Origin of the sequence: Marinomonas sp. TI.3.20 (genome assembly GCF_038155025.1) — a bacterium.
GTDB classification, from domain to species: domain Bacteria; phylum Pseudomonadota; class Gammaproteobacteria; order Pseudomonadales; family Marinomonadaceae; genus Marinomonas; species Marinomonas flavescens.
Map to the genome: position 1 here is coordinate 122856 of NZ_JBAKAS010000001.1, position 20823 is coordinate 143678.

20 protein-coding genes are annotated in these 20823 nt (G+C 45.1%); 11 read left to right on the forward strand and 9 right to left on the reverse strand.

The features are described 5' to 3' along the window. Positions 1-31 precede the first annotated feature (31 nt). The 3 genes from V6259_RS00565 to V6259_RS00575 all read left to right on the forward strand — a co-directional run bounded on the left by V6259_RS00565 (position 32) and on the right by V6259_RS00575 (position 4999). Positions 32-808 carry an AraC family transcriptional regulator gene (locus tag V6259_RS00565; protein WP_341582917.1) on the forward strand — a complete coding sequence of 259 codons (777 nt, stop codon included), beginning with the start codon at positions 32-34 and terminating at the stop codon, positions 806-808. Between the two features lie 362 nt (positions 809-1170). Continuing rightward, positions 1171-4293 (forward strand): bifunctional proline dehydrogenase/L-glutamate gamma-semialdehyde dehydrogenase PutA, encoded by a 3123-nt coding sequence (gene putA, locus V6259_RS00570; RefSeq protein WP_341582918.1) that lies wholly within the window; start codon positions 1171-1173, stop codon positions 4291-4293. A 22-nt stretch (positions 4294-4315) separates the two neighbouring features. Beyond that, positions 4316-4999 carry a 1-pyrroline-5-carboxylate dehydrogenase gene (locus tag V6259_RS00575; RefSeq protein WP_341582919.1) on the forward strand — a complete coding sequence of 228 codons (684 nt, stop codon included), beginning with the start codon at positions 4316-4318 and terminating at the stop codon, positions 4997-4999. A 128-nt stretch (positions 5000-5127) separates the two neighbouring features. Here the strand turns inward: V6259_RS00575 and V6259_RS00580 are convergent, their stop codons facing one another. After that, the gene (locus V6259_RS00580) at positions 5128-6189 is read right to left on the reverse strand and encodes a Gfo/Idh/MocA family oxidoreductase (RefSeq protein ID WP_341582920.1); all 1062 of its coding nucleotides are present in this window, start codon (positions 6187-6189) and stop codon (positions 5128-5130) included. A 132-nt stretch (positions 6190-6321) separates the two neighbouring features. On the opposite strand from V6259_RS00580, the gene V6259_RS00585 reads away from it, so the two are divergent. Continuing rightward, complete coding sequence (locus V6259_RS00585; protein WP_341582921.1) at positions 6322-6591, forward strand: CopG family ribbon-helix-helix protein; 270 nt, start codon at positions 6322-6324, stop codon at positions 6589-6591. Next, positions 6591-6872: a type II toxin-antitoxin system RelE/ParE family toxin gene (locus V6259_RS00590; protein WP_341582922.1), complete on the forward strand. Its 282-nt coding sequence runs from the start codon at positions 6591-6593 to the stop codon at positions 6870-6872. Before V6259_RS00585 ends, V6259_RS00590 begins: the two co-directional genes overlap by 1 nt. Positions 6873-6880: 8 nt before the next feature. Here V6259_RS00590 and V6259_RS00595 read toward each other — a convergent pair whose 3' ends face one another. Then, the gene (locus V6259_RS00595) at positions 6881-7402 is read right to left on the reverse strand and encodes a hypothetical protein (RefSeq protein ID WP_341582923.1); all 522 of its coding nucleotides are present in this window, start codon (positions 7400-7402) and stop codon (positions 6881-6883) included. A 118-nt stretch (positions 7403-7520) separates the two neighbouring features. Further along, positions 7521-9734, reverse strand: coding sequence for a DNA helicase II (gene uvrD, locus V6259_RS00600; RefSeq protein WP_133012609.1), 2214 nt, complete (start codon positions 9732-9734; stop codon positions 7521-7523). Between the two features lie 184 nt (positions 9735-9918). Between uvrD and V6259_RS00605 the strand changes: the two genes are divergently transcribed. The 3 genes from V6259_RS00605 to V6259_RS00615 all read left to right on the forward strand — a co-directional run bounded on the left by V6259_RS00605 (position 9919) and on the right by V6259_RS00615 (position 12416). Further along, positions 9919-10113 carry a PA3496 family putative envelope integrity protein gene (locus V6259_RS00605; RefSeq protein ID WP_133012610.1) on the forward strand — a complete coding sequence of 65 codons (195 nt, stop codon included), beginning with the start codon at positions 9919-9921 and terminating at the stop codon, positions 10111-10113. Positions 10114-10411: 298 nt separating this feature from the next. Next, entirely contained in the window at positions 10412-11608 is a 1197-nt protein-coding gene (locus tag V6259_RS00610) for an amino acid aminotransferase (RefSeq protein ID WP_133012611.1), read from the forward strand. A gap of 181 nt (positions 11609-11789) precedes the next feature. Further along, a complete protein-coding gene (locus tag V6259_RS00615) occupies positions 11790-12416 on the forward strand; it encodes a DsbA family protein (protein ID WP_341582924.1) in 627 nt (208 codons plus the stop codon). Here the strand turns inward: V6259_RS00615 and V6259_RS00620 are convergent. Beyond that, positions 12413-13936, reverse strand: coding sequence for a GntR family transcriptional regulator (locus tag V6259_RS00620; protein ID WP_341582925.1), 1524 nt, complete (start codon positions 13934-13936; stop codon positions 12413-12415). The genes V6259_RS00615 and V6259_RS00620 overlap by 4 nt on opposite strands. Positions 13937-14177: 241 nt before the next feature. On the opposite strand from V6259_RS00620, the gene V6259_RS00625 reads away from it, so the two are divergent. After that, on the forward strand, positions 14178-15395 hold the full coding sequence (locus tag V6259_RS00625; protein ID WP_341582926.1) for an aminotransferase class V-fold PLP-dependent enzyme: 1218 nt from the start codon (positions 14178-14180) through the stop codon (positions 15393-15395). After that, positions 15388-15798: a SufE family protein gene (locus V6259_RS00630; protein ID WP_341582927.1), complete on the forward strand. Its 411-nt coding sequence runs from the start codon at positions 15388-15390 to the stop codon at positions 15796-15798. The genes V6259_RS00625 and V6259_RS00630 overlap by 8 nt, the downstream gene beginning before the upstream one ends. 20 nt (positions 15799-15818) lie before the next feature. Here V6259_RS00630 and V6259_RS00635 read toward each other — a convergent pair whose 3' ends face one another. Both V6259_RS00635 and tcdA read right to left on the reverse strand, forming a co-directional pair. Further along, positions 15819-16274, reverse strand: a complete 456-nt coding sequence (locus V6259_RS00635; RefSeq protein WP_341582928.1) for a hypothetical protein — start codon at positions 16272-16274, stop codon at positions 15819-15821. Positions 16275-16315: 41 nt separating this feature from the next. After that, entirely contained in the window at positions 16316-17092 is a 777-nt protein-coding gene (gene tcdA / locus V6259_RS00640) for a tRNA cyclic N6-threonylcarbamoyladenosine(37) synthase TcdA (RefSeq protein WP_341582929.1), read from the reverse strand. A 131-nt stretch (positions 17093-17223) separates the two neighbouring features. On the opposite strand from tcdA, the gene V6259_RS00645 reads away from it, so the two are divergent. Next, positions 17224-17964: a TrmB family transcriptional regulator gene (locus V6259_RS00645; RefSeq protein WP_133010638.1), complete on the forward strand. Its 741-nt coding sequence runs from the start codon at positions 17224-17226 to the stop codon at positions 17962-17964. A gap of 94 nt (positions 17965-18058) precedes the next feature. On the opposite strand, the gene V6259_RS00650 is transcribed toward V6259_RS00645, so the two are convergent. The 3 genes from V6259_RS00650 to atpG all read right to left on the reverse strand — a co-directional run bounded on the left by V6259_RS00650 (position 18059) and on the right by atpG (position 20795). Further along, a complete protein-coding gene (locus V6259_RS00650) occupies positions 18059-18475 on the reverse strand; it encodes a F0F1 ATP synthase subunit epsilon (protein WP_133010639.1) in 417 nt (138 codons plus the stop codon). A 61-nt stretch (positions 18476-18536) separates the two neighbouring features. Then, entirely contained in the window at positions 18537-19913 is a 1377-nt protein-coding gene (atpD, locus tag V6259_RS00655; RefSeq protein WP_133010640.1) for a F0F1 ATP synthase subunit beta, read from the reverse strand. A gap of 21 nt (positions 19914-19934) precedes the next feature. Then, the gene (gene atpG, locus V6259_RS00660) at positions 19935-20795 is read right to left on the reverse strand and encodes a F0F1 ATP synthase subunit gamma (protein WP_133010641.1); all 861 of its coding nucleotides are present in this window, start codon (positions 20793-20795) and stop codon (positions 19935-19937) included. Positions 20796-20823: the final 28 nt, after the last annotated feature.

Here is a 20823-nt window from a genome sequence, read left to right on the forward strand (position 1 = left end):
TACGATTATAATACTGATGAGTTTATGAACTTTGACTTCTTCCGAATCTGACGTTTTCAGTTTACCTAGCGAAGCCGATACTCATGACCATGATTACCACCAACTTGTCGTGGTAATTGATGGCAATACCGACTTCGATATTGAGGGCAAAAGCAGACAGCTTCCTACGGGCGGCGGTTGTATTTTACCGTCTGAAAACAGTCACGCCTTTGCGGGCCTAGGCGACAACCGGATCATGGTGGTTAACCTACCAATTCCACCGCCAAAAGCCATTACCGATGAAGAATATGAGATTGTCTCGCGCCTCTTTGATCAGGCGGCTTATTTTCAGCTAAATCCTAGGTTACAAATTCTAGCCTCCGCCTTATCTGGCGAGCTGCAACAGTACCCAAATGACCCCATGTTAGCCCGCGCCTGTGGCAACACCTTGCTAAGTTCTATTCGTCATCAACTGACGAATAATAAAGACGTACGCGTGCGGGGCAACCAATTAGACATTACCAAGCTCGATCAGTTTATCGAACTCAACTTATCGCGCCGTGTCCATATCAGCCAGCTGGCCAACTTCTGTTTTTTAAGTGTGAGTCAATTTCACGAACGATTTAAAGAACGAACCGGCATCACCCCTCATCAATATTTAATGCGAAAACGACTCGAGCGAGCTCAACACTTATTAAGCGAAGGTTTTCCGCCTATTCAGGTGGCTGAAATGTGTGGTTTTTCGAGTCAAAGTGCAATGACGAATGTGTTTTCTCAAACATTGGGTATTACCCCGCTACGCTATCAAAAACAATTTCCAAAAAGTTAATATTTCCACTTTTTTGGACAATATTCCATTTCGCTAAATGACAATATCTAAAAACCACTTGCGCACCATTCGCAAGCATTTCGATCATTTTAGCGACTATTTTTGCACAGTTATCGATCGATGTACGTTTTCTTCCATTAAAATCGGATTTTCTTATAAAAAAAACCGACTTTTTCGAAAGACAGTTTCTACACTCTGTCACTACAGTGTGTTGATTATCCATACATGCATTTTTTTGAAAATTAACAGTAAAAATGAACCGTTAATAAAAAAGCAAAAAATCGCCTGATGCTCTATAACAACACACGGTCTAATCAAAAAAAGCCAACCGGCTTTTTGATTTGTAGCGGGAGAATCCGACCATGTTTAAAGCAATTGAAGTATTACAACCTAACTTCATTCAGCGGCCACTAAACGAGCTGTGGCAGCTTATTTCCCCTCTTTATAATACCGATGAAGAGACATGGTTAAAGGAATTACTACCTTTAGCTAAGCCGACTGACGCAGCGCTAAAAACCTGCACAGAAGCCGCTACACAATTGATCGAACAAGTGCGTAAAGACGATGACAGCATGTCTATGATCGACGCCTTGTTGCTGGAATACAGCCTAGACACAAAAGAAGGCATCTTGCTGATGTGTTTGGCCGAAGCACTAATGCGTGTGCCAGACAAAGCCACAGCAGATGCTTTCATCAAAGACCGTTTAAGTGTGGCCGATTGGGCTTCTCACGCTAAAAACTCTGACTCCTTCTTCGTTAACGCGTCAACTTGGGGACTTTTGCTAACTGGCAAAATCGTCACCATGGACGAAAACCAAGACGGCACACCTGCAAACCTAGTCAACCGCATGGTAAACCGTGTTTCTGAGCCAGTTATTCGTAAAGCGATGAACCAAGCGATGAAAATCATGGGACATCAGTTCGTACTGGGTCGCAACATCGAAGAAGCCTTGTCTCGTGGCAAAAACTACCGTGACAAAGGTTACACCTACTCTTTCGACATGTTGGGTGAAGCCGCACTAACTTCTGCAGATGCAGACAAATACCTAAAGTCTTACGAGCAAGCGGTTGAATCCGTTGGTCGTGATACGTACACCAAAGGCTACCGCCCAACTATCTCCATCAAACTGTCTGCACTGCACCCACGTTACGAAGTGGGCAGCGAAGAACGCGTGATGACTGAGTTGTTCGAAAGCGTAAAAGGCCTTATCACGAAAGCCCGTGCATTGAACGTCGGTATTACTATCGATGCAGAAGAAGCAGATCGTCTTGAATTGTCTCTTCACCTGTTCGAAAAACTGTACCGTGACGAAAGTGTTCGTGGCTGGGGCTTATTTGGTTTGGTTATTCAAGCCTACTCAAAACGCGCGCTACCTGTTCTAGCTTGGCTTGCCGCTTTGGCTAAAGAACAAGGAGACCGCATCCCTGTTCGTCTTGTAAAAGGCGCTTACTGGGATTCTGAGATCAAACTTTGCCAACAACGTGGCATCAATGGTTACCCGGTTTACACTCGTAAAGAAGCGACAGATACTTCTTACTTGGCTTGTGCCCGTTTCCTACTGAGCGAACACACTCGCGCGAACATCTTCCCGCAGTTTGCGAGCCACAACGCACACACAATTGCGACCATCAGCTGCTTAGCACAAGAGCTAGGGGCGACCACGCAAGAATACGAATTCCAACGCCTTCACGGCATGGGCGATGCGTTATACAACAGCCTAATCAAAGGCAATGACATCTGTGTACGCATCTACGCACCAGTTGGTAGCCACAAAGATTTGCTACCTTACTTGGTTCGTCGTCTACTAGAAAACGGCGCCAACAGCTCTTTCGTTCACCGTCTGATTGATGCTCGTTGCCCAGTTTCTGAATTGGTAGACCACCCAGTGACAACGCTAGAAAGCCGCAAGTCTCTATCGAACCCAAACATCAAACTGCCAATCGACATGTTTGAAGACCGCAAAAACTCGTTTGGTCCAAACATCGAGATCGAATCTGATTGGGGTCCATTTAAAGCCCAAATTGATGCCTTCATGACGCAAGACACTCAATGGCGCGCTTTCCCTATCGTGGGTGGCGAAAAAGTAGAAACAGGTCAAACACATACCATTACTAGTCCATATGACCACAGTGAAACAGCGGGTCAAATCGACTGGGCAGATGCTGCAACGGTTACTAAAGCCATTGATCTAGCGGATGCGGCTTTCCCTGCATGGTCTGCACGTCCTGCCTCTGAACGTGCTGATTGCTTAGACAAAACAGCCGATCTAATGGAAGAAAACTACCCAGAATTGATTGCACTTTGTCACCGTGAAGCGGGTAAAACCATTCAGGACAGTATTGACGAAGTACGTGAAGCCGTGGATTTCTGCCGTTACTACGCGCAACAAGCGCGCAGCAACTTCGCCGCACCTCACACGTTTACTAATTACCTAGGTCAAGAACAAAGCGTTCAAATGACAGGTCGTGGCGTCTTCACTTGTATCAGCCCTTGGAACTTCCCATTAGCGATCTTCTCTGGACAAGTTGTAGCGGCATTAGTTGTTGGTAACACAGTGGTTGCGAAACCAGCGGAACAAACCAGCTTAATCGCTATTCGTGCGGTTGAAATGATGCACCAAGCTGGTGTTCCTACTGACGTACTTCACCTACTTCCAGGTGACGGTGCAACCGTTGGTGCGCCAATCACAAGCGACAAACGCATTGCTGGTTTGGCCTTCACAGGGTCAACAGGCACAGCACAATTGATCAACCGTACCTTGGCGGCGCGCGGTGTTGCACCGGTTCCTGTGATCGCAGAAACAGGCGGTCAAAATGCCATGCTAATCGACTCTACTTCTCTGCCTGAGCAAGTAGTTCGTGATGCGGTTCGTTCTGCCTTCGCTTCTGCAGGTCAACGTTGTTCTGCACTGCGTGTGATGTTCGTTCAACAAGACATTGCAGATCGCGTTATTCCAATGATCAAGGGCGCCATGCAAGAGCAGTCTGTTGGCTTGCCTTACTTGCACAGCACAGATGTTGGTCCAGTCATCGATAAAAAAGCCCAAACTATGTTGCTTGAACACATTGAGCGCATGAAAGTAGAAGGCACATTGATTGGCGAAACCCCATTGCCAACGTTTGCAGACAAAGGCACTTATGTTGCCCCTGCAGCGTTTGAAATTGCCAGCATCGACCAGCTAACGGATGAGAAATTCGGTCCTATCTTGCACGTCGTTCGCTACAAAGCCAAAGATCTAGATAAGATCATCGATACGATCAACAACTCAGGGTTTGGTTTGACCATGGGTGTCCACAGTCGTAATGAAACGACGTGTGCACGTATTGCACGCCGCGCTCGCGTTGGTAACTTGTACATCAACCGCGACCAAGTTGGTGCCGTTGTGGGCGTACAGCCATTCGGTGGCCAAGGCTTATCAGGTACCGGTCCGAAAGCGGGCGGTCCACATTATCTACAGCGCTTCGCTATTGAAAAGCAACTTTAAGGCGAGCAGAGGAGACAAGGCAATGACAATCGTACAACCTGTTCAAATTCAAGTAGCAGACAAAGTATTTGAAGCGTGGGACTCTTTAGGTGTTGAAGGTCGTGACGAGCTATTGGCTCGCACCCTTACTCTATTCCCAGAAACACAACGTAAAATGGCGATTTGGCAGATCGACAACGCTCAGCGTGAAATCGCTGAAACCTTGACCATGGTAGGACCAACAGGCGAGAACAACGAACTTTCAACTCAAGGTCGTGGTGCTTTCCTATGTCTTTCTAATGACGAAAGCGACGCGGCTATTGTCGGTTTGGTTGGCCAAGTATTTGCGGCTTTGATTGCGGGTAATCCTGTCATCACCGTGGGTCTTAAAGGCCAAGAAATCATGGATAAAATTGCCACGTCTGTGCCTGACGGTGTGGTTCAAAACGTCGCAGAATCCGCATTGGATTCCATCGTTGAAGCGAACAACCTAGCCGGTATCGCGATCTTATGTGATGACGCAGAAGCGCAAGTTTTAAACCAACGCCTAGCAGCAAAAAGCGGCTTGATCTGTCAGCTAGTCATCGAAAATGACAGCCAGAACTTCACCACTATTGCGGCACCGCATTACATCTTGCGCTTCGTTACTGAACGCGCCATCTCTATCAACACCACAGCAGTTGGTGGTAATGCCACCTTGCTTGAACTTGGTAGTTTAGACGAGTAAAGCAAACGACTCAGGCACCCAGTGTCTGAGTCATCGATTTTTCATTCAATAGAAACCTCCCTATTGAACGTATTAACCCTCTTTCCTCGAAAGAGGGTTTTTTTTCGCCTGATTTACTGACTTTTCAATCAACCTATCTTTGGCGTGTAATCCCAAGCCACTCGTTGGCCAGTTTCTGCGGATTGCTCAGCGAGGCACAAGCCATAGATTAATTGGCAAGCTTGTTCCATGGGCACAGGCGCATCACCTTTACCGACAATGGCTTCGCCAAGTTGACGATAAAATGCCGCATAGTCGCCTTGTGTCGACGACTCTTGGAACGTTTCTATGTCATCTTGAGTATGTGCAACAAAGCGAGTATTACGCTGTTGTGCCGCTTGTGAAGGAAAATCAGGTTGCCATGGCATTTGCCCAGCACGTAGTGCATCTTCTTGTGGATCTAACCCCACACATTGCCAACTACCTTGTGTAAGCCTTGCATTGAAACGACGCATTTCTCCCGCTTCAAACGGCGTTGACCCCAAACGAATACGCTTATCGTCATAACCCAACTCCAGCTCAAACCAATCGTGTGTTTGGCAACCTTCACGCAGGGTATCGATACTTGCGTGCAACCATTTTGGCGCACCGAAAAGGAATAAGGCTTGATCCAATATATGCGGCCCAAGATCCCAAAAGATCCCCGCTCCCACACCTGGTTGTTCACGCCAGCGCGTTTGAGCAAGCGGTCGAAAACGATCGAATCGAGAATCTAAATGTTTCAACTCACCTAATTCTCCCCCATCGATTAAGGCTTTTAAACGCAGAAAATCCCCATCAAAGCGACGATTTTGATACACGCAGAATACCAAACCTTGTTGTTTAGCCAACGAACAAAGCGCTTCGATCTGACACACACTCGTCACCGAGGGTTTTTCTAACAACACATGTTTACCGCTTTCGAGCGCACTTTTTGCCTGCTCAAAATGCAACCCATTAGGTGTCGTAATCACCACCAGATCCACATCAGAAGCGCTAAAAATAGCCTCAGCAGTCGACACCACCGCCACCTCAGGCAGCATAGCCTTCACTTCTTCTACCTTGGAGCTGCACACATATGCCATCTCCATATCAGGATCATTCATCACAAAAGGCGCATGAAAAACACGCCCCGATAAACCAAACCCAACCAACCCGACCCTAATAGTCATCGCGTTCTCCTTTTTTATTTTTAGTCTTTTCAAACAGTCTACAGATTAAAAATAGAATTTGCTGCATGCAAAAATAAAAAGGTATACTATAGTGTATTACAATGTATTTTTACTATTAAAGGACTCTACACTATGGGCGTCACAACCGTAAGACTTCAAGCTGAAACCGAACAACATTTAGAAGCGCTAGCGAATAAGATTCAACGTAGTAAAGGTTGGGTCATCAACCAAGCACTAAACGAATACATAGAAAAACAACAATTAGAACAAGACCGCTGGAAACAAACACTAGAAGCAATGGAATCAGCAGCACAAGGAAAAGTCGTAGACGCCAATGAAGTACACGAATGGCTAAACAACTGGGGAACTGAAAACGAACAGGACGCGCCGAGGGTTAAATAATGAAACTGGTTTACACGGAAGAAGCCATTACCGACTTAAAACGACTACGAGAGTTTATTGCTGCTCACAACCCCAACGCCGCAAATAAAGTTGCCAAAGAACTGATTGAAAAAATCGCCTTACTACCAGACTTCCCAAAAATAGGAACACCAGTACAGCAAGCTCCTTCGCCTGAAACCATCCGAGATATGATATTTAACAACTACATCGTTCGCTACTCAACCCACCCAAATACCATTATCATTTTACGCCTGTGGCATGGACGGGAAGATGAGAATTAATAGTAAACTTATACCTCAAAATGTTTTAAGGCTTGATCTGCCACCTGTTTTTGAACAAATATAGTTTCTTCTCTATGTGAGATTTCTGCTTGACCGTCACCGTCATACCATTGTCCCCAAGATTCCTTGGCTTCATCATATTCTTCTTGGCTCTTGGATAAATAGTTATCAAATACCAACTTACTTTTTTTATCTAAATACAATCGAATTTTAAAACCTTGAGAGTGAAGATCTTTAATGAGAGCTGTAATTTCTTTATCAGCTTCATATAAACTTAAACCAGACATAGAAAATTTTTCTGAGTATTCTCCCTTTAGGTAATGGTCTACGATAAAACTAATTCTTGAAAGTGTTTCAGAAAATAACTCCCGCGCCCACAACTCCTTTTCCCATCGCCACTCTCTACGCTTTAATCTAAAAGGAAAAAATGAATTTGTTAGCCAAGCACCAATAACAACGCCTAATAAAGGAAGCCCCAAAAAAGGAAGTAAATATGTAGTAGTAATGTGAATAACATTCTCTAAATTCATAATTTTTCTTCTAATCACCTAAAAAGAGACCGAGTAAGAGATTTATGCTGACGCGTTGAGCTTGCGAAACAGGCGCAAATAAATCCTTACTCGGTCTCGTTTAATCCAAAACCAAAAACTACAAAACTTCCAGCTTAGCAAACGATAACACCAGCCATTTAGACCCTTCGTCATCGAAGTTCACTTGCACTCGAGCCTGTGGGCCTTGGCCTTCGTAGTTGATTACTAAGCCTTCACCAAACACCGGATGCTTAACCCTATCGCCCATACTGACAGTGACCTCTGGTGCTTTGAAACTGTTCAGTACCGTACTGTTTTGCAGACGATTTTTCTCTGTCTGATAATCAGGTCGTTGCATAGAAACAGGGCGGCTTACTTGTGAGCGTAAACGAACTTCTTCCAAGCATTGTGGTGGGATTTCTTTAATAAAGCGTGACGGACTATTGAACGACTCGCTACCAAACAAACGACGAGATTCCGCATAAGTGATGTAGAGTTTTTCCATTGCGCGAGTGATGCCCACATAACAAAGTCGGCGCTCTTCTTCGAGACGACCCGGCTCCTCAAAAGACATCTTGCTTGGGAATAAATTTTCTTCCACACCGGTCAAGAAGACCAATGGAAACTCCAAACCTTTCGCCGAATGCAAGGTCATCAATTGCACCGCATCTTGGTATTCATCCGCTTGAGCATCGCCGGCGTCTAATACCGCTTTATCAAGAAAAGCCATTAATGGTGTACTGAACTCTTCCTCTTCATCGTTCCAGCTAAAGCCACCTGCTGCGCCAACCAACTCTTTTAAGTTCTCAATGCGAGCTTCGCCCTTTTCACCTTTCTCTTTCTCGTGAAACGCGATTAATCCCGCTTCGGCGATAATTTGTTCGAAAATATCATTGAGGTTCAAATCCGTTTGCTGAACGGTCACGCTCAAGCCTTCAATCAGATGTAAAAAGGCTTTTATCGCGTTCGTCGCTCGCGCTGGCATAAGACTTTTTTCGACGATTATTTGCGCCGCTCGCCACATAGAACAGCCTTCGTCGCGGGCCATTTCTCTTAATATGCCAATGCTACGCTCGCCAATACCTCGCGGCGGTACATTAACAATCCGCTCCATCGCGCCATCATTATTAGGATCAAGTGCCAAACGGGCGTACGCCAATGCATTCTTGATCTCTAGACGATCATAAAATCGATGGCCGCCATAAATACGATAAGCGACTCGCTCTCGAACGAGGCATTCTTCCAGCACGCGAGACTGAGCATTCGAACGATATAAAATAGCCATATCTGCCAAAGGCGTACCTTCATCATGCCATTTCTTAATAATGCCAAGAATAAAGCGCGCTTCGTCTTGCTCATTAAATCCGGCATACAGAGAAATAGGATCCCCTTCGCCGCTTTCAGTCCAAAGCTCTTTGCCTAGGCGATCATCGTTGTTTTTGATCAAGCCATTCGCCGCATTCAAAATATGCCCTGTCGAACGATAATTTTGCTCTAGACGAATCGTTTGTACGTCTTTGAAATCTTTAGTGAAGTTATGAATGTTTTCGATTTTTGCACCACGCCAGCCATAAATAGATTGGTCATCATCCCCAACCGCGGTGATGGTACCTTGAGCGCCAACCATAATACGCAACCATGCGTATTGGATCGTGTTGGTATCTTGAAACTCGTCCACCAGCACATGACGAAAGCGCTCTTGGTAATGACGAAGTAATGGCGGATTTGTCAGCATTAATTCATGAGCGCGCAATAACAGTTCGCCAAAGTCTAACAAACCGCCATTTTCACAAGCTTCTTCATAATGGTAATAAAGTTCGCGCATGCCCTTCGAGAAAGGATCATGGCTGTCTGGCACATGAGCCGCTCGACGGCCTTCGTCTTTTTGTCCATTGATAAACCAACATACTTGCTTTGGTGGCCAGCGTGTATCGTCAATGTTCATCGACTTCATGATCCGCTTTACTAAGCGCAGCTGATCATCACTGTCCATGATCTGGAAGTTTTCTTTCAGACCCGCATCACGCCAATGAGCCCGTAATAAACGATGGGCTAATCCGTGAAAAGTCCCCACCCACATGCCTTGTGGTGGCACACCAACCAGCTCTTCAATACGCCCTTGCATTTCGCGCGCCGCTTTATTGGTAAAAGTCACGGCCATCACACTGTAAGGCGATAATTCATAGGCGTGCATTAACCATGCAATACGATGCACCAATACCCGAGTTTTACCGGAACCTGCTCCCGCTAACACTAGGCTGTTTTGCAATGGCGCGGCCACTGCATCGCGCTGCTTGTCGTTTAACGAGTCGAGGATAAAAGAAACGTCCATTACATTCCGCCGTAATTATTTAATATGTTTGTCACAAAAATACGCAAAGATAGGTTGATTTTTAATCGATTTACGTTTTTTATAAACTTGAAAACGAGTAGTTTGTCTATTTTGACTTTTTTCAACTGTCGATGACAGTGATCTGTTCATTTCAGTGTCATCGAATTAGCCAAAGGGTATAACGATGAATCATATTTATGAAACTTTGACTGAAGTAAAAACCGATATTCTCCACGCATCCATCAGTTTGGAGAAGGAAAAAAACGAACGAAATCAAAAGGAAGATAGTATTCGTCTGCTAAAAGCACGTCGTGCGATTGAGCAGCACTTAGAGGAAAAGCGTTTAAACCAAGCCATCTCTGACGGTTGGGACGAGTAAGTATCTCCTTATTTGCGTTAGAGGGATAAATAAGCAACAGACACTGCCTGTTGCTTAAATTAGATCAGCCTTTTTTGGGCTGCCATTCCTTTTTTGTCAACTTTTCTGATTGACGGTTTTCTTTTGCGCTTAAAAACTTACTAAGTTTTGATGTAAAACAAAAGAAATAGCACACCTAATCGGCTCTCTTTACTCCCTTTTTATAGCGGTTATGTCTGTGTTGGAGTACCATACGCCACTGATTTTTGATCTTTTAACCGATAATAAAAATAGCAAACAACCCTTATGGGGAGTCACCATGTTCGAACATATCCAAGCTGCTCCTGCAGACCCAATTCTTGGCCTGAATGACGCGTTCCGTAATGATCTAAATCCTAATAAAATCAATTTAGGTGTGGGCGTTTACAAGGATGAAAAAGGCACCACTCCTATATTAAAATCGGTTAAACAAGCGGAAGAACGCTTGCTTAACCAAGAGCTAACCAAAAGCTATTTAAGCATCGAGGGCGCTCCAGCCTATCGACAAGCGGTACAAACACTTCTGTTTGGTGAAAAGCACAGCATTATTACCAAACAACTTGCACAGACGGCCCATACACCTGGCGGTACTGGTGCACTTCGTGTCGCGGCAGAATTTATTAAAAAACATTTGCCAGAAGCCACTATGTGGGTCAGCAACCCAACATGGGCGAACCATCAAGCGGTTTTCCAATCTGTTGGTTTAGAAGTAGGCAGCTACGCGTATTATGATGCCAATACGAAAGGACTAGATTTCGAAGCAATGCTTGCTAGCCTTTCACAGGTGCCAGCGGGTGATGTCGTTTTGTTCCATGGTTGCTGCCATAATCCAACTGGCATAGATCCAACGCCTGAGCAATGGTACCAATTAGCCAAACTATGTAGCAAACAAGGGTTCTTACCTCTGTTTGACTTCGCTTACCAAGGGTTTGGCGAAGGCCTTGAAGAAGATGCGAAAGGGTTACGAACTTTCCTTGAGCACGTGCCTGAAATGTTAATCGCGAACTCTTTTTCGAAAAACTTTGGTCTATACAACGAACGCGTTGGTGCCTTGACCATTGTTTGTGAAACGCCTGAACAAACCGAAGCAGCCTTTACTCAGATAAAACGCTGTATTCGCACCAACTACTCTAATCCACCCTCTCATGGCGCTGCTATTGTTGCTGAGATTCTAAACAGCAAAGAGCTTCGTAGCTTATGGGAAATGGAATTGAAGAGTATGCGTACTCGTATTCATGAGATGCGTAGCTTGTTTGTGAATACGCTGCGAACTAAAGGCGTGACACAAGACTTCTCCTTTATTTCTAAACAACGAGGCATGTTCTCTTTTTCAGGTTTGACACCTGATCAAGTGGCTCAGCTGCGTAAAGACTTCGGCATCTACATTGTGGGGTCTGGACGTATTAGCGTTGCAGGCTTAACGCATGACAATATGGAACCGCTTTGCGATGCCATTGCCGCGATTCTAAAAGACTAACGCTGACTTTTACTCAACACAGAGTGAAATGAAACGGCTCGAAAGGCCACCTTAATGACATTAAGGTGGCCTTTCTTAATGGTTATTTTAAGCTAAAAAGTAAAAGAAAATACTGTTCAGTGACGGGGTGGACTGTTAGCCTTGAAGGCTTTCTTTCATTCATTTTTAATGGAAATCACCTATGACAGCCACGCTAATTTACTGTTATGACCCTATGTGCAGTTGGTGTTGGGGATTTCGTCCTACTTGGACCAAACTGCAAAAAAGCCTGCAACCTTTAATCGATTCTAAACAGCTCACTATTCAACCTATGTTGGGCGGGTTAGCTGTCGACTCAGACACACCCATGCCTGATGATATGAAAGCGACGTTAGAAGGCGCTTGGCAACGTATCAGTGCTTATCTTGGGACTGAATTTAACTTTGATTTTTGGCGTAATACTCAACCTCGTCGCTCGACCTATCCTGCATGTCGTGCTTGCATGGTTGCCAGAGATTCAGACCTTGAAGATGAGATGTATCACGCGATTCAAAAAGCTTACTACTTGAACGCACAGAACCCATCGGATCTCTCCACGTTAACCGCGTGTGCCGGGCACATTGGCTTAAAAGCAGAAGGCTTTGAAAAGGCCATGGCGCATGTGAAAAGTGAAGGATTACTAGAGCAGGAAATCAACCAAGCTCGTCATTTGGGCTTAAATTCATTCCCTTCTCTGGCTTTATTACTAGGGGATCATCTGACGCCGATTCCTTTGGATTACCAAGACCACACAAGCATGTTAGCGGCGATCAAAAAAGCGCTCGCTTAGCCAAAGTCATGATTGATCAGATCTAGCATTGGATTATAAAGAGGATTAGTAGACGCATCACGTTGTTTTCTATCCTCTTTTTTCTCTTCTGCTGAAGCCTTTTTTGGTGAGTCTTCTGCATGAGAAGACTCTACCGCTGATGCTTTCGCGCTGGTTCGCTTTGCCTCTGACGCGCCTTCATTCTTTAATGACAAACGCTCTGCAAGCTTTTTAGCCAACGGCTCCACATCATCTAGCGTGACGTTAATCGCCATCCAATAATCCGCATCTGGTTCATCGCTAATCAAGGTTCCGGGGACAATAACGTGACGATAATTGGCCAACAAAGCGGTCATATCTTGTTGATTTAATGGTGCTTCTAAATTCATCCAAAGCCCCATGCCTCCCTTGCTAGCCGCAAAACTGACTTGCCCCTGCAGATGGGTTTCAAGGTGTGCTTTGATACGCTCAGAATTGGCCCACACCTGACGCGCTCGACGCACTAAAGAACGCTTGCCGGTCGATAACAACGCCTCGCTCAAGGCCTGCTGTTGGGCATCGCTTAATGCCATATCAATGGATAAAAATGCGCCTTCTAATGCGCTTTGATGACGCCCCGGTAAACACCAACTAGCAGAGCGATTAACTCCCTTGGTCTCAACGCCTCCGATATAAACAATGTGATCTGACGAATCCAATGACTTATACGTCATCAGTGAACCCGCTCGATGCGGCAAATGCGAACACAAATCCCACTCAATGGTCGGCAGTTTTAACTCATCAATAATAGCCACCCAACGACGCAGACTTAAATTACTAATCGCCAGACCCGCTGGAAACGCAAATTGTCCCGGTAAAATCAGCAGTTTTATTTCATTTTCTTGTAAGCAACGGACCACTAGGTCTAGATCCACCCCTCGGTCGCCTGCGGCAATGCTGATCACCCGACGGCCCAAGCTTTGCAATGTAGACGATAGTCGCGGGTCGCAAGGCGTAATAACCAACACTGTGTCATCGCGCTGCGTCAGCGCTTGGATACTTTGGGTCAGCATGGTCAAGGGCGAATCCCCTAACCATAATTGTGATGCGTGATTTTTAATCGCTAAGCCTTTTAAATGCTCGCTAACGGTTTCACGAACCGTCAAGTGCCCTTTGCCTAAAACCGGAATATCCACTTCTTCGGAACGCACGGAAGATACCAAAAACGCATCACTTTGATCCACCAAAGCACCACGATGCGCTAAGCAAGACCATGCGGCTTTACTGCCTACAGGCGCTAACTTTCGTAACGCTTCACCGGCCAATAAAAGCGCCGGCTTGGTATCGCTTCGATGACAAACAAAGTAACCAGATTTAGGGCGTGATTCGATCCAACCCTCTTCTGTTAATATTTCATAGCCATGGATAACCGTGTTTAAACTAAGACCAAGTTGCTTAGCTAATGCACGTAACGAGGGCATGCGATCACCAGCAGCAATCGCCTCCTGTGAAACCTGATCTAAAAACCAGTCCACTACCCCTTTGTATAAAAAATCCGCCACGCTTTGTACCTTTTCTAGTTTGTCATCTACTATCTGTTATCAAAGAGTAAGGGGGTTATCAAAAAAGACAAGCAAAAAAATACCAGTAAAAATAATAATTCCCAATGACACTAGGAAGTTAAGGTACAATTTCACCACGTTAACAGCAGTATTGGCACTTTTAAGGCTTTTACTCGGTACTAAAGAGCGTACTGCAATAACTTTATTTCAGATAACCAGTAACGCAACAAGTGGACTGTCTATGGCTTTTAATTCTTATTCCTTGCGCAACCAGTTCCCCATACTCCAACAAACGGCGTATGGCTATCCACTGGCTTACCTCGACAATGCGGCTACCACACAAAAGCCTCTGTTCGTGTTAGACGCGATTCAAGACTACTACCGATCCTTTAATGCCAATGTTCATCGTGGGGCGCATTTCCTCAGTGACCGCGCCACAAACCGCTTTGAGCAAGCCAGAGAAAGAGTCGCCCAGTTTATTCATGCGCCAGAAAACAGTCATGTTATCTGGAGTAAAGGAGCCACAGAAGCCATTAATATGGTGGCTTACGGCTTAGAGCACCTATTACAACAAGACGATGAAATTCTCATTACCAGTCTGGAACATCATGCTAACCTAGTCCCTTGGCAACAGCTGGCGTTTCGTACTGGAGCACGCTTACGGGTATTACCTCTGACTTCTAATGGCGAGTGGGAAAGCGAATATCAAAAATACTTCACCGATAGAACTCGCATCTTTGCGGCAACTCAGGTTTCCAATGCCATCGGTGTAAGCACGCCATTAAAAACCATGATCCAAGAAGCTAAGAAGTACAGTGCATTTACCTTGGTGGACGGCGCTCAAGCCGTAGCGCATTATCCAGTTGATGTAGAGGATATAAATTGTGACTTCTATGTTTTTTCTGGCCATAAGATGTATGGCCCTACGGGTATTGGCGTTTTATATGGTAAAAGTCAGGCGTTGGAAATTTTAATCCCCTATCAAACAGGTGGAGAAATGGTGCGACATGTGGCGTATCAAGCGACTGAATTTAATATTTTGCCTTATCGCCTTGAAGCCGGTACGCCGCATATAGAAGGGGCAATTGGCCTAGCCGCTGCCTGTGAATTTCTCATCCAACAAGACCGACCTGCGTTACTGGCGTGGGAACAAAAACTGGCGAATCATGTTTACACTCGCCTGATTAAAGAAGGCGGTATCGAACTGTATTCGCCAGAAAAGAACACCACGCTGGTCTCATTAAGTGTACCCAATATTCATACCATCGATTTAAATGCTTACCTAGACAGCAAGGGAGTCGCGGTTCGAGCGGGTAGTCACTGTGCCCATCCATTAATGGCACAGCTAGGTGTCAGTGGTACATTGAGAGCCTCGTTTGCCTGTTACAATACCCTCGAAGAAGCAGATCAATTCTGCGATGTTTTACTAGAAGCCATTGAGATATTAGGTGATGACTGATTTTCCAACGCCCTGTTTTCCTACACCCCATGTGATCAAACAACAACTGCAAGCCTGTCGCAGTAAAGAAGAAACGTTTAAAGCACTGATCACCTTGAGTAAGGCGTTACCGCGCCTCTCAGACGAAGAAAAAACAGAAGATAATAAAATCAAAGGCTGTGAAAGCGCGGTCTGGTTAATAACGGTAGAAGACGCTGGACGTCGCTATTTCAAAGCCGACAGCGACGCCAAACTGATGCGAGGCGTGCTGGTCGCGGTCATCAGCCTAGTGACAGGGGAAAAACAGCAAACCATACAAAAAATGGACTTGAAATCCGAGCTAGCCGAGTTGAACCTCTCCAGCTACCTCACCAGCTCACGCAGCAATGGCGTGTTGGCAATACTAAAGGCGTTGCAAGCCTAAACTCACTCGCCTTTTCTTCTCTATGGCTGAAAAGGCACGGTGACGCTCGATACATGACGCTGTAGCTCAGTGCGAATGCGTTCAATACCTTCAGGTGTTAGCCAAAACTTCACAATCACGACTTGTTTTTCTTTTCCATCAACCGTGTATTCCACTGACCAAGCTCGCTTCTGCTCTTCAATGCTCACAACGTCTTCATAACGCATCGATTTTAAACCAATTACTTTTGATGGTTTCACCTCAAAACAGTCGTTTTTAAATATGACGTAAGGTGTATTCTTCCAATATTTTGCCGTCATATAACGTGAAAAAATCAGTAACAAAACCGGAAGCATGACAAAATAATTATTAGCGTAAGCACAAATGGCCAGCAGAGGTAGGCAAGAGATTAACGCATAACGAATAATTCGAAATGAAATATTCGCGCCTTTTTCACCATAAATGACAGTGGGTTTTGTTGTTTCTGACAAGCTCATAAACAGTCTCTTTAAAATAGATTATCTAACGTGAATAGGTATTAACTTGATTTGGCTAACTTTTCTAGTACTTTCGAAACCGCTACAAAGCCAAAGGTCGCAGTGACAGCCGTGCTGGCACCGAAACCGGTATCACACCCCATTTTGGTCTCTGTATCGCCTTTCAGCCTCGTTTTGGAAACCGTACCATCGCCTTGTGGGTAGTTAAGTTGCTCAATGGAATACACACATTCAATGTGAAAACGACGTTTGATATTTCGGCTGAAGTTATAATAACGACGTAAAAAATTGCGTAAATTCGCAGCCAATGGATCACCTATCGTTTTCGCCAGATCTGCTGTCTGAATTTTGGTAGGATCCGTTTGTCCGCCCGCACCACCAATCGTAATAACAGAACGCTTGTTGCTCTTACACCAGGCCACTAGAGCCGCTTTTGGTTTAATGCTATCAACGCAATCAATAATGTAATCAAATTGCTCTGCAAGCAGCTCAGAGAGGTTCTCGGGGGTAACAAAGTCTTCTACTGCCGTCACTTTGCAGTTAGGGTTAATCAGACTGATACGTTCCGCCATGACTTCTACTTTTGACTTACCTATGTTGCCGTCCAGCGCATGTATTTGGCGATTGGTGTTGGTGACGCAAATATCATCCATATCAATTAAGGTGATTTTACCAATACCAGAACGGGCTAAGGCTTCTGCCGCCCACGAACCAACGCCACCAATCCCCACTACACAAACATGCGCTTGGGAAAAAATTTGGTAGGCCGCATCACCATATAAACGGCGAATTCCGCCAAAACGCTGATCATCACTCACTTTCTACTCCTCGCAAAACACCATGCTTTGCGCTCTATTACGTATTAAATGTCTTATTCCATGCCTTTACATCAGCACAAACGGGCGAGTATTCTGCACACTACTATTGATATTTGGTTTTTGTAACGCTTATGATCCAACACGCTTTTGAACAACTCGGTCTCACACCTAGAGAAACTCAGCTTTACCAGACTCTGCTAAAGCTAGGGCCTTCTTCGATCCGAGACATTGCCGAACACAGCGGGATTAACCGCGGCACCGCCTATGAAGCACTCAAGCAATTGCAAAACAAAGGGGTAATCAGTTATTTTCCAAAAGGAAAACGTCGCTTTTTCATGGCGGAAAACCCAGATATTTTACTCAGTCTTGCGGAAGACAAGCGTCTTCAATTAGACAAAACCATAGAATCACTCAAAAGCACTATCATTCCCAATTTAAGCCAGCAACAGCCTGATTATCATCATACTGACGTGCGCTATTATGAAGGCGACGATGGCATAGAATGGGTATTGCGCGACATTCTAAACGTCGTATCGCAACAAGACCATAAAGAATATTGTGTGTTTTCATCTAAACCCATTCGTCCGTATCTGTATCGTCCGTTTCCGAACTACACCAAACAGCGAATCAAGCTAGGCATCAACGTAAAAGTCATCGCATTGGGAGAAGGTGGTGAAGAAGCCGGTCTATCAGAGCGTAAGTGGATCAAAACCGAAGGCCCAGTAGACGCCAGCTATATCGCAATCTACCCACCAAAATGTGCGATTATTTCTTTAGCGAGCAACAACTTCCCTTCTGCTGTCGTGCTAGAGTCAAAAGACATCGCCAGCGCCCAGCAAATCATCTTCGATACGCTTTGGAAAATGCTTTAAGAATCTGCGGCTTCAGTTAGCAGTTAGCACTAAACAAACATAAAAAAAGCAGCCCTAGGGCTGCTTTTTAGACTGTTCAACTCTAGCGTTTCGCTTATTGATGGCGGAACTGCTGGATAGTACGCAAGCGAGCCATGGCTTCTGCCAATTCCGCTGTTGCACGAGAATAGTCAACATCAGGTTTTTGGTTGGCTAAAAGCTCTTGTGCGTGTTGCTTCGCTTTTAGTGCCGCCTCTTCGTCAAGATCTCTTGCACGAATGGCCGTGTTGGCCAAGACGGTGACACGGTGCGGTTGAACTTCTAGGAAGCCACCGGACACGAAGATAAACTCTTCGTCACCATTTTCTTTAACCACACGAATAGGACCTGGTTGCAGAGTCGTCAATAATGGCGCATGACCAGGCATAATGCCTAGATCACCATAATCACCTGCAGCCACAAGAGATTTAACGACTCCGCTAAAGATCTCTTGTTCAGCGCTTACGATATCGCAGTGTACTGTGATAGCCATAAGTTGCCTCTCTTAGTCAGGCTTAGTAAGAACGCCTAAGCGCTCTTACTTCGCGTGATGGTTAAAGTTTCTTAGCTTTCTCGACTGCTTCGTCGATACTACCAATCATGTAGAACGCTTGTTCTGGAAGTTCGTCAAACTCACCATCCAAAATACCTTTAAAGCCGCGGATAGTATCTTTCAAAGAAACATACTTACCTGGTGCGCCAGTGAAGACTTCAGCTACGAAGAAAGGCTGAGACAAGAAGCGTTGGATTTTACGAGAACGGTTAACCGTTTGCTTATCTTCTTCAGATAACTCGTCCATACCCAAAATCGCGATGATGTCTTTAAGTTCTTTGTAACGTTGCAATACCATTTGTACGCCACGTGCTACGTCGTAATGCTCTTGACCGATAACTAGAGGGTCAAGCTGACGTGAAGTAGAGTCAAGAGGATCGATCGCTGGGTAGATACCCAAAGATGCGATGTCACGAGACAATACAACGGTTGCGTCCAAGTGAGAGAACGTTGTTGCTGGAGACGGGTCAGTCAAGTCATCCGCAGGTACGTATACCGCTTGAACAGACGTGATAGAACCAGTCTTAGTAGAGGTGATACGTTCTTGAAGAACACCCATCTCTTCAGCAAGTGTAGGCTGGTAACCTACTGCAGACGGCATACGACCTAGCAATGCAGATACTTCCGTACCCGCAAGCGTGTAACGGTAGATGTTATCTACGAAGAAAAGTACGTCACGACCTTCGTCACGGAATTTCTCAGCCATAGTCAAACCAGTCAAAGCAACACGAAGACGGTTACCTGGTGGCTCGTTCATTTGACCGTATACCAAAGATACTTTATCGATTACGTTCGAATCAGTCATCTCATGGTAAAAATCGTTACCTTCACGAGTACGCTCACCAACACCAGCGAATACAGAATAACCGCTGTGCTCGATTGCGATGTTACGGATAAGTTCCATCATGTTTACGGTTTTACCTACACCGGCACCACCAAACAGACCAACTTTACCACCTTTCGCGAAAGGACAAACAAGGTCGATAACCTTGATGCCTGTTTCTAGCAATTCGTTACTAGAAGACTGTTCAGCATAAGAAGGTGCGGCACGGTGAATTGACCAACGCTCTTCTTCGCCGATTGGGCCTTTTTCATCAATTGGTTCACCTAGAACGTTCATAATACGTCCTAGTGTTTTAATACCAACAGGAACAGAAACAGGGTTGTTTGTATTATCAACAATCAAACCACGCTTCATACCGTCAGTAGAACCCATGGCGATAGTACGAACTACGCCGTCGCCTAGTTGCTGTTGAACTTCCAACACCAACTCTTTACCTTCAATGGTAAGGGCATCATATACTTTTGGCACGCTATCACGTGGGAATTCCACATCGATAACTGCACCGATAATCTTTACGATTTGTCCGCTACTCATGTTCGGATCCTCTTAAATACCTTAAACCGCTGCCGCGCCGCTGACTATCTCAGAAATTTCCTGAGTAATCGCTGCTTGACGAGCCTTGTTGTACACCAACTGCAATTCATCAATGATATCGCCGGCGTTGTCGGTTGCGTTTTTCATAGCAAGCATACGAGATGCTTGTTCACACGCAATGTTCTCAACGACTGACTGATATACTTGAGATTCAATATAGCGAACCAATAGTCCATCTAAAATATCAATGGCTTCTGGTTCATAAATGTAATCCCAGTGGTGCTGTAACTCTGTATTCTCTTCTGCTTGTAATGGCAAAAGTTGCTCGACCATCGGAATCTGAGTCATGGTGTTCACAAACTCATTAGAAACCACATACAGACGATCAATGCGACCTTCATCAAATGCATCTAGCATCACCTTTACGCTGCCGACTAAGTCGTCAGCTTTAGGTGCATCACCTAAACCAGTGAAAGCTGCTGCTACATTTCCACCGTAGTTACGAAAGAATGACACAGCCTTGCCGCCAATGGCACAAATGTCGATTTCGACACCAGTATCAGCGAACTGCTTCATATCTTTAATGGCTTTTTTAAACACGTTAATGTTCAAGCCACCACATAAACCACGATCAGAAGAGATTACGATATAACCAACACGCTTCGCCTCACGTTCGGTAAGGTAACGGTGTTTATACTCAGGATTCGCGTTAGCCAAATGACCAACAACTTGGCGAATTCGTTCCGCATACGGACGAGAAGCGGCCATACGATCCTGAGCTTTACGCGTCTTACTTGCTGCTACTTTTTCCATAGCACGAGTAATTTTACGCGTATTGTTAATGCTCGAAATCTGAGTACGTATCTCTTTTCCGACTGCCATAATAGAACTGCCCTTGTGAGAATGTTAT

Bases quoted from the DNA above. Each gene is read 5' to 3' on its own strand.
- V6259_RS00590 (WP_341582922.1), top strand. From the start codon at position 6,591: ATGAAACTGGTTTACACGGAAGAAGCCATTACCGACTTAAAACGACTA.
- V6259_RS00645 (WP_133010638.1), top strand. From the start codon at position 17,224: ATGATCCAACACGCTTTTGAACAACTCGGTCTCACACCTAGAGAAACT.
- V6259_RS00650 (WP_133010639.1), bottom strand. From the start codon at position 18,475: ATGGCTATCACAGTACACTGCGATATCGTAAGCGCTGAACAAGAGATC.
- V6259_RS00575 (WP_341582919.1), top strand. From the start codon at position 4,316: ATGACAATCGTACAACCTGTTCAAATTCAAGTAGCAGACAAAGTATTT.
- V6259_RS00635 (WP_341582928.1), bottom strand. From the start codon at position 16,274: ATGAGCTTGTCAGAAACAACAAAACCCACTGTCATTTATGGTGAAAAA.
- V6259_RS00605 (WP_133012610.1), top strand. From the start codon at position 9,919: ATGAATCATATTTATGAAACTTTGACTGAAGTAAAAACCGATATTCTC.
- V6259_RS00610 (WP_133012611.1), top strand. From the start codon at position 10,412: ATGTTCGAACATATCCAAGCTGCTCCTGCAGACCCAATTCTTGGCCTG.
- atpD (WP_133010640.1), bottom strand. From the start codon at position 19,913: ATGAGTAGCGGACAAATCGTAAAGATTATCGGTGCAGTTATCGATGTG.
- uvrD (WP_133012609.1), bottom strand. From the start codon at position 9,734: ATGGACGTTTCTTTTATCCTCGACTCGTTAAACGACAAGCAGCGCGAT.
- atpG (WP_133010641.1), bottom strand. From the start codon at position 20,795: ATGGCAGTCGGAAAAGAGATACGTACTCAGATTTCGAGCATTAACAAT.
- V6259_RS00585 (WP_341582921.1), top strand. From the start codon at position 6,322: ATGGGCGTCACAACCGTAAGACTTCAAGCTGAAACCGAACAACATTTA.
- V6259_RS00580 (WP_341582920.1), bottom strand. From the start codon at position 6,189: ATGACTATTAGGGTCGGGTTGGTTGGGTTTGGTTTATCGGGGCGTGTT.
- V6259_RS00630 (WP_341582927.1), top strand. From the start codon at position 15,388: ATGACTGATTTTCCAACGCCCTGTTTTCCTACACCCCATGTGATCAAA.
- V6259_RS00625 (WP_341582926.1), top strand. From the start codon at position 14,178: ATGGCTTTTAATTCTTATTCCTTGCGCAACCAGTTCCCCATACTCCAA.
- V6259_RS00595 (WP_341582923.1), bottom strand. From the start codon at position 7,402: ATGAATTTAGAGAATGTTATTCACATTACTACTACATATTTACTTCCT.
- V6259_RS00615 (WP_341582924.1), top strand. From the start codon at position 11,790: ATGACAGCCACGCTAATTTACTGTTATGACCCTATGTGCAGTTGGTGT.
- putA (WP_341582918.1), top strand. From the start codon at position 1,171: ATGTTTAAAGCAATTGAAGTATTACAACCTAACTTCATTCAGCGGCCA.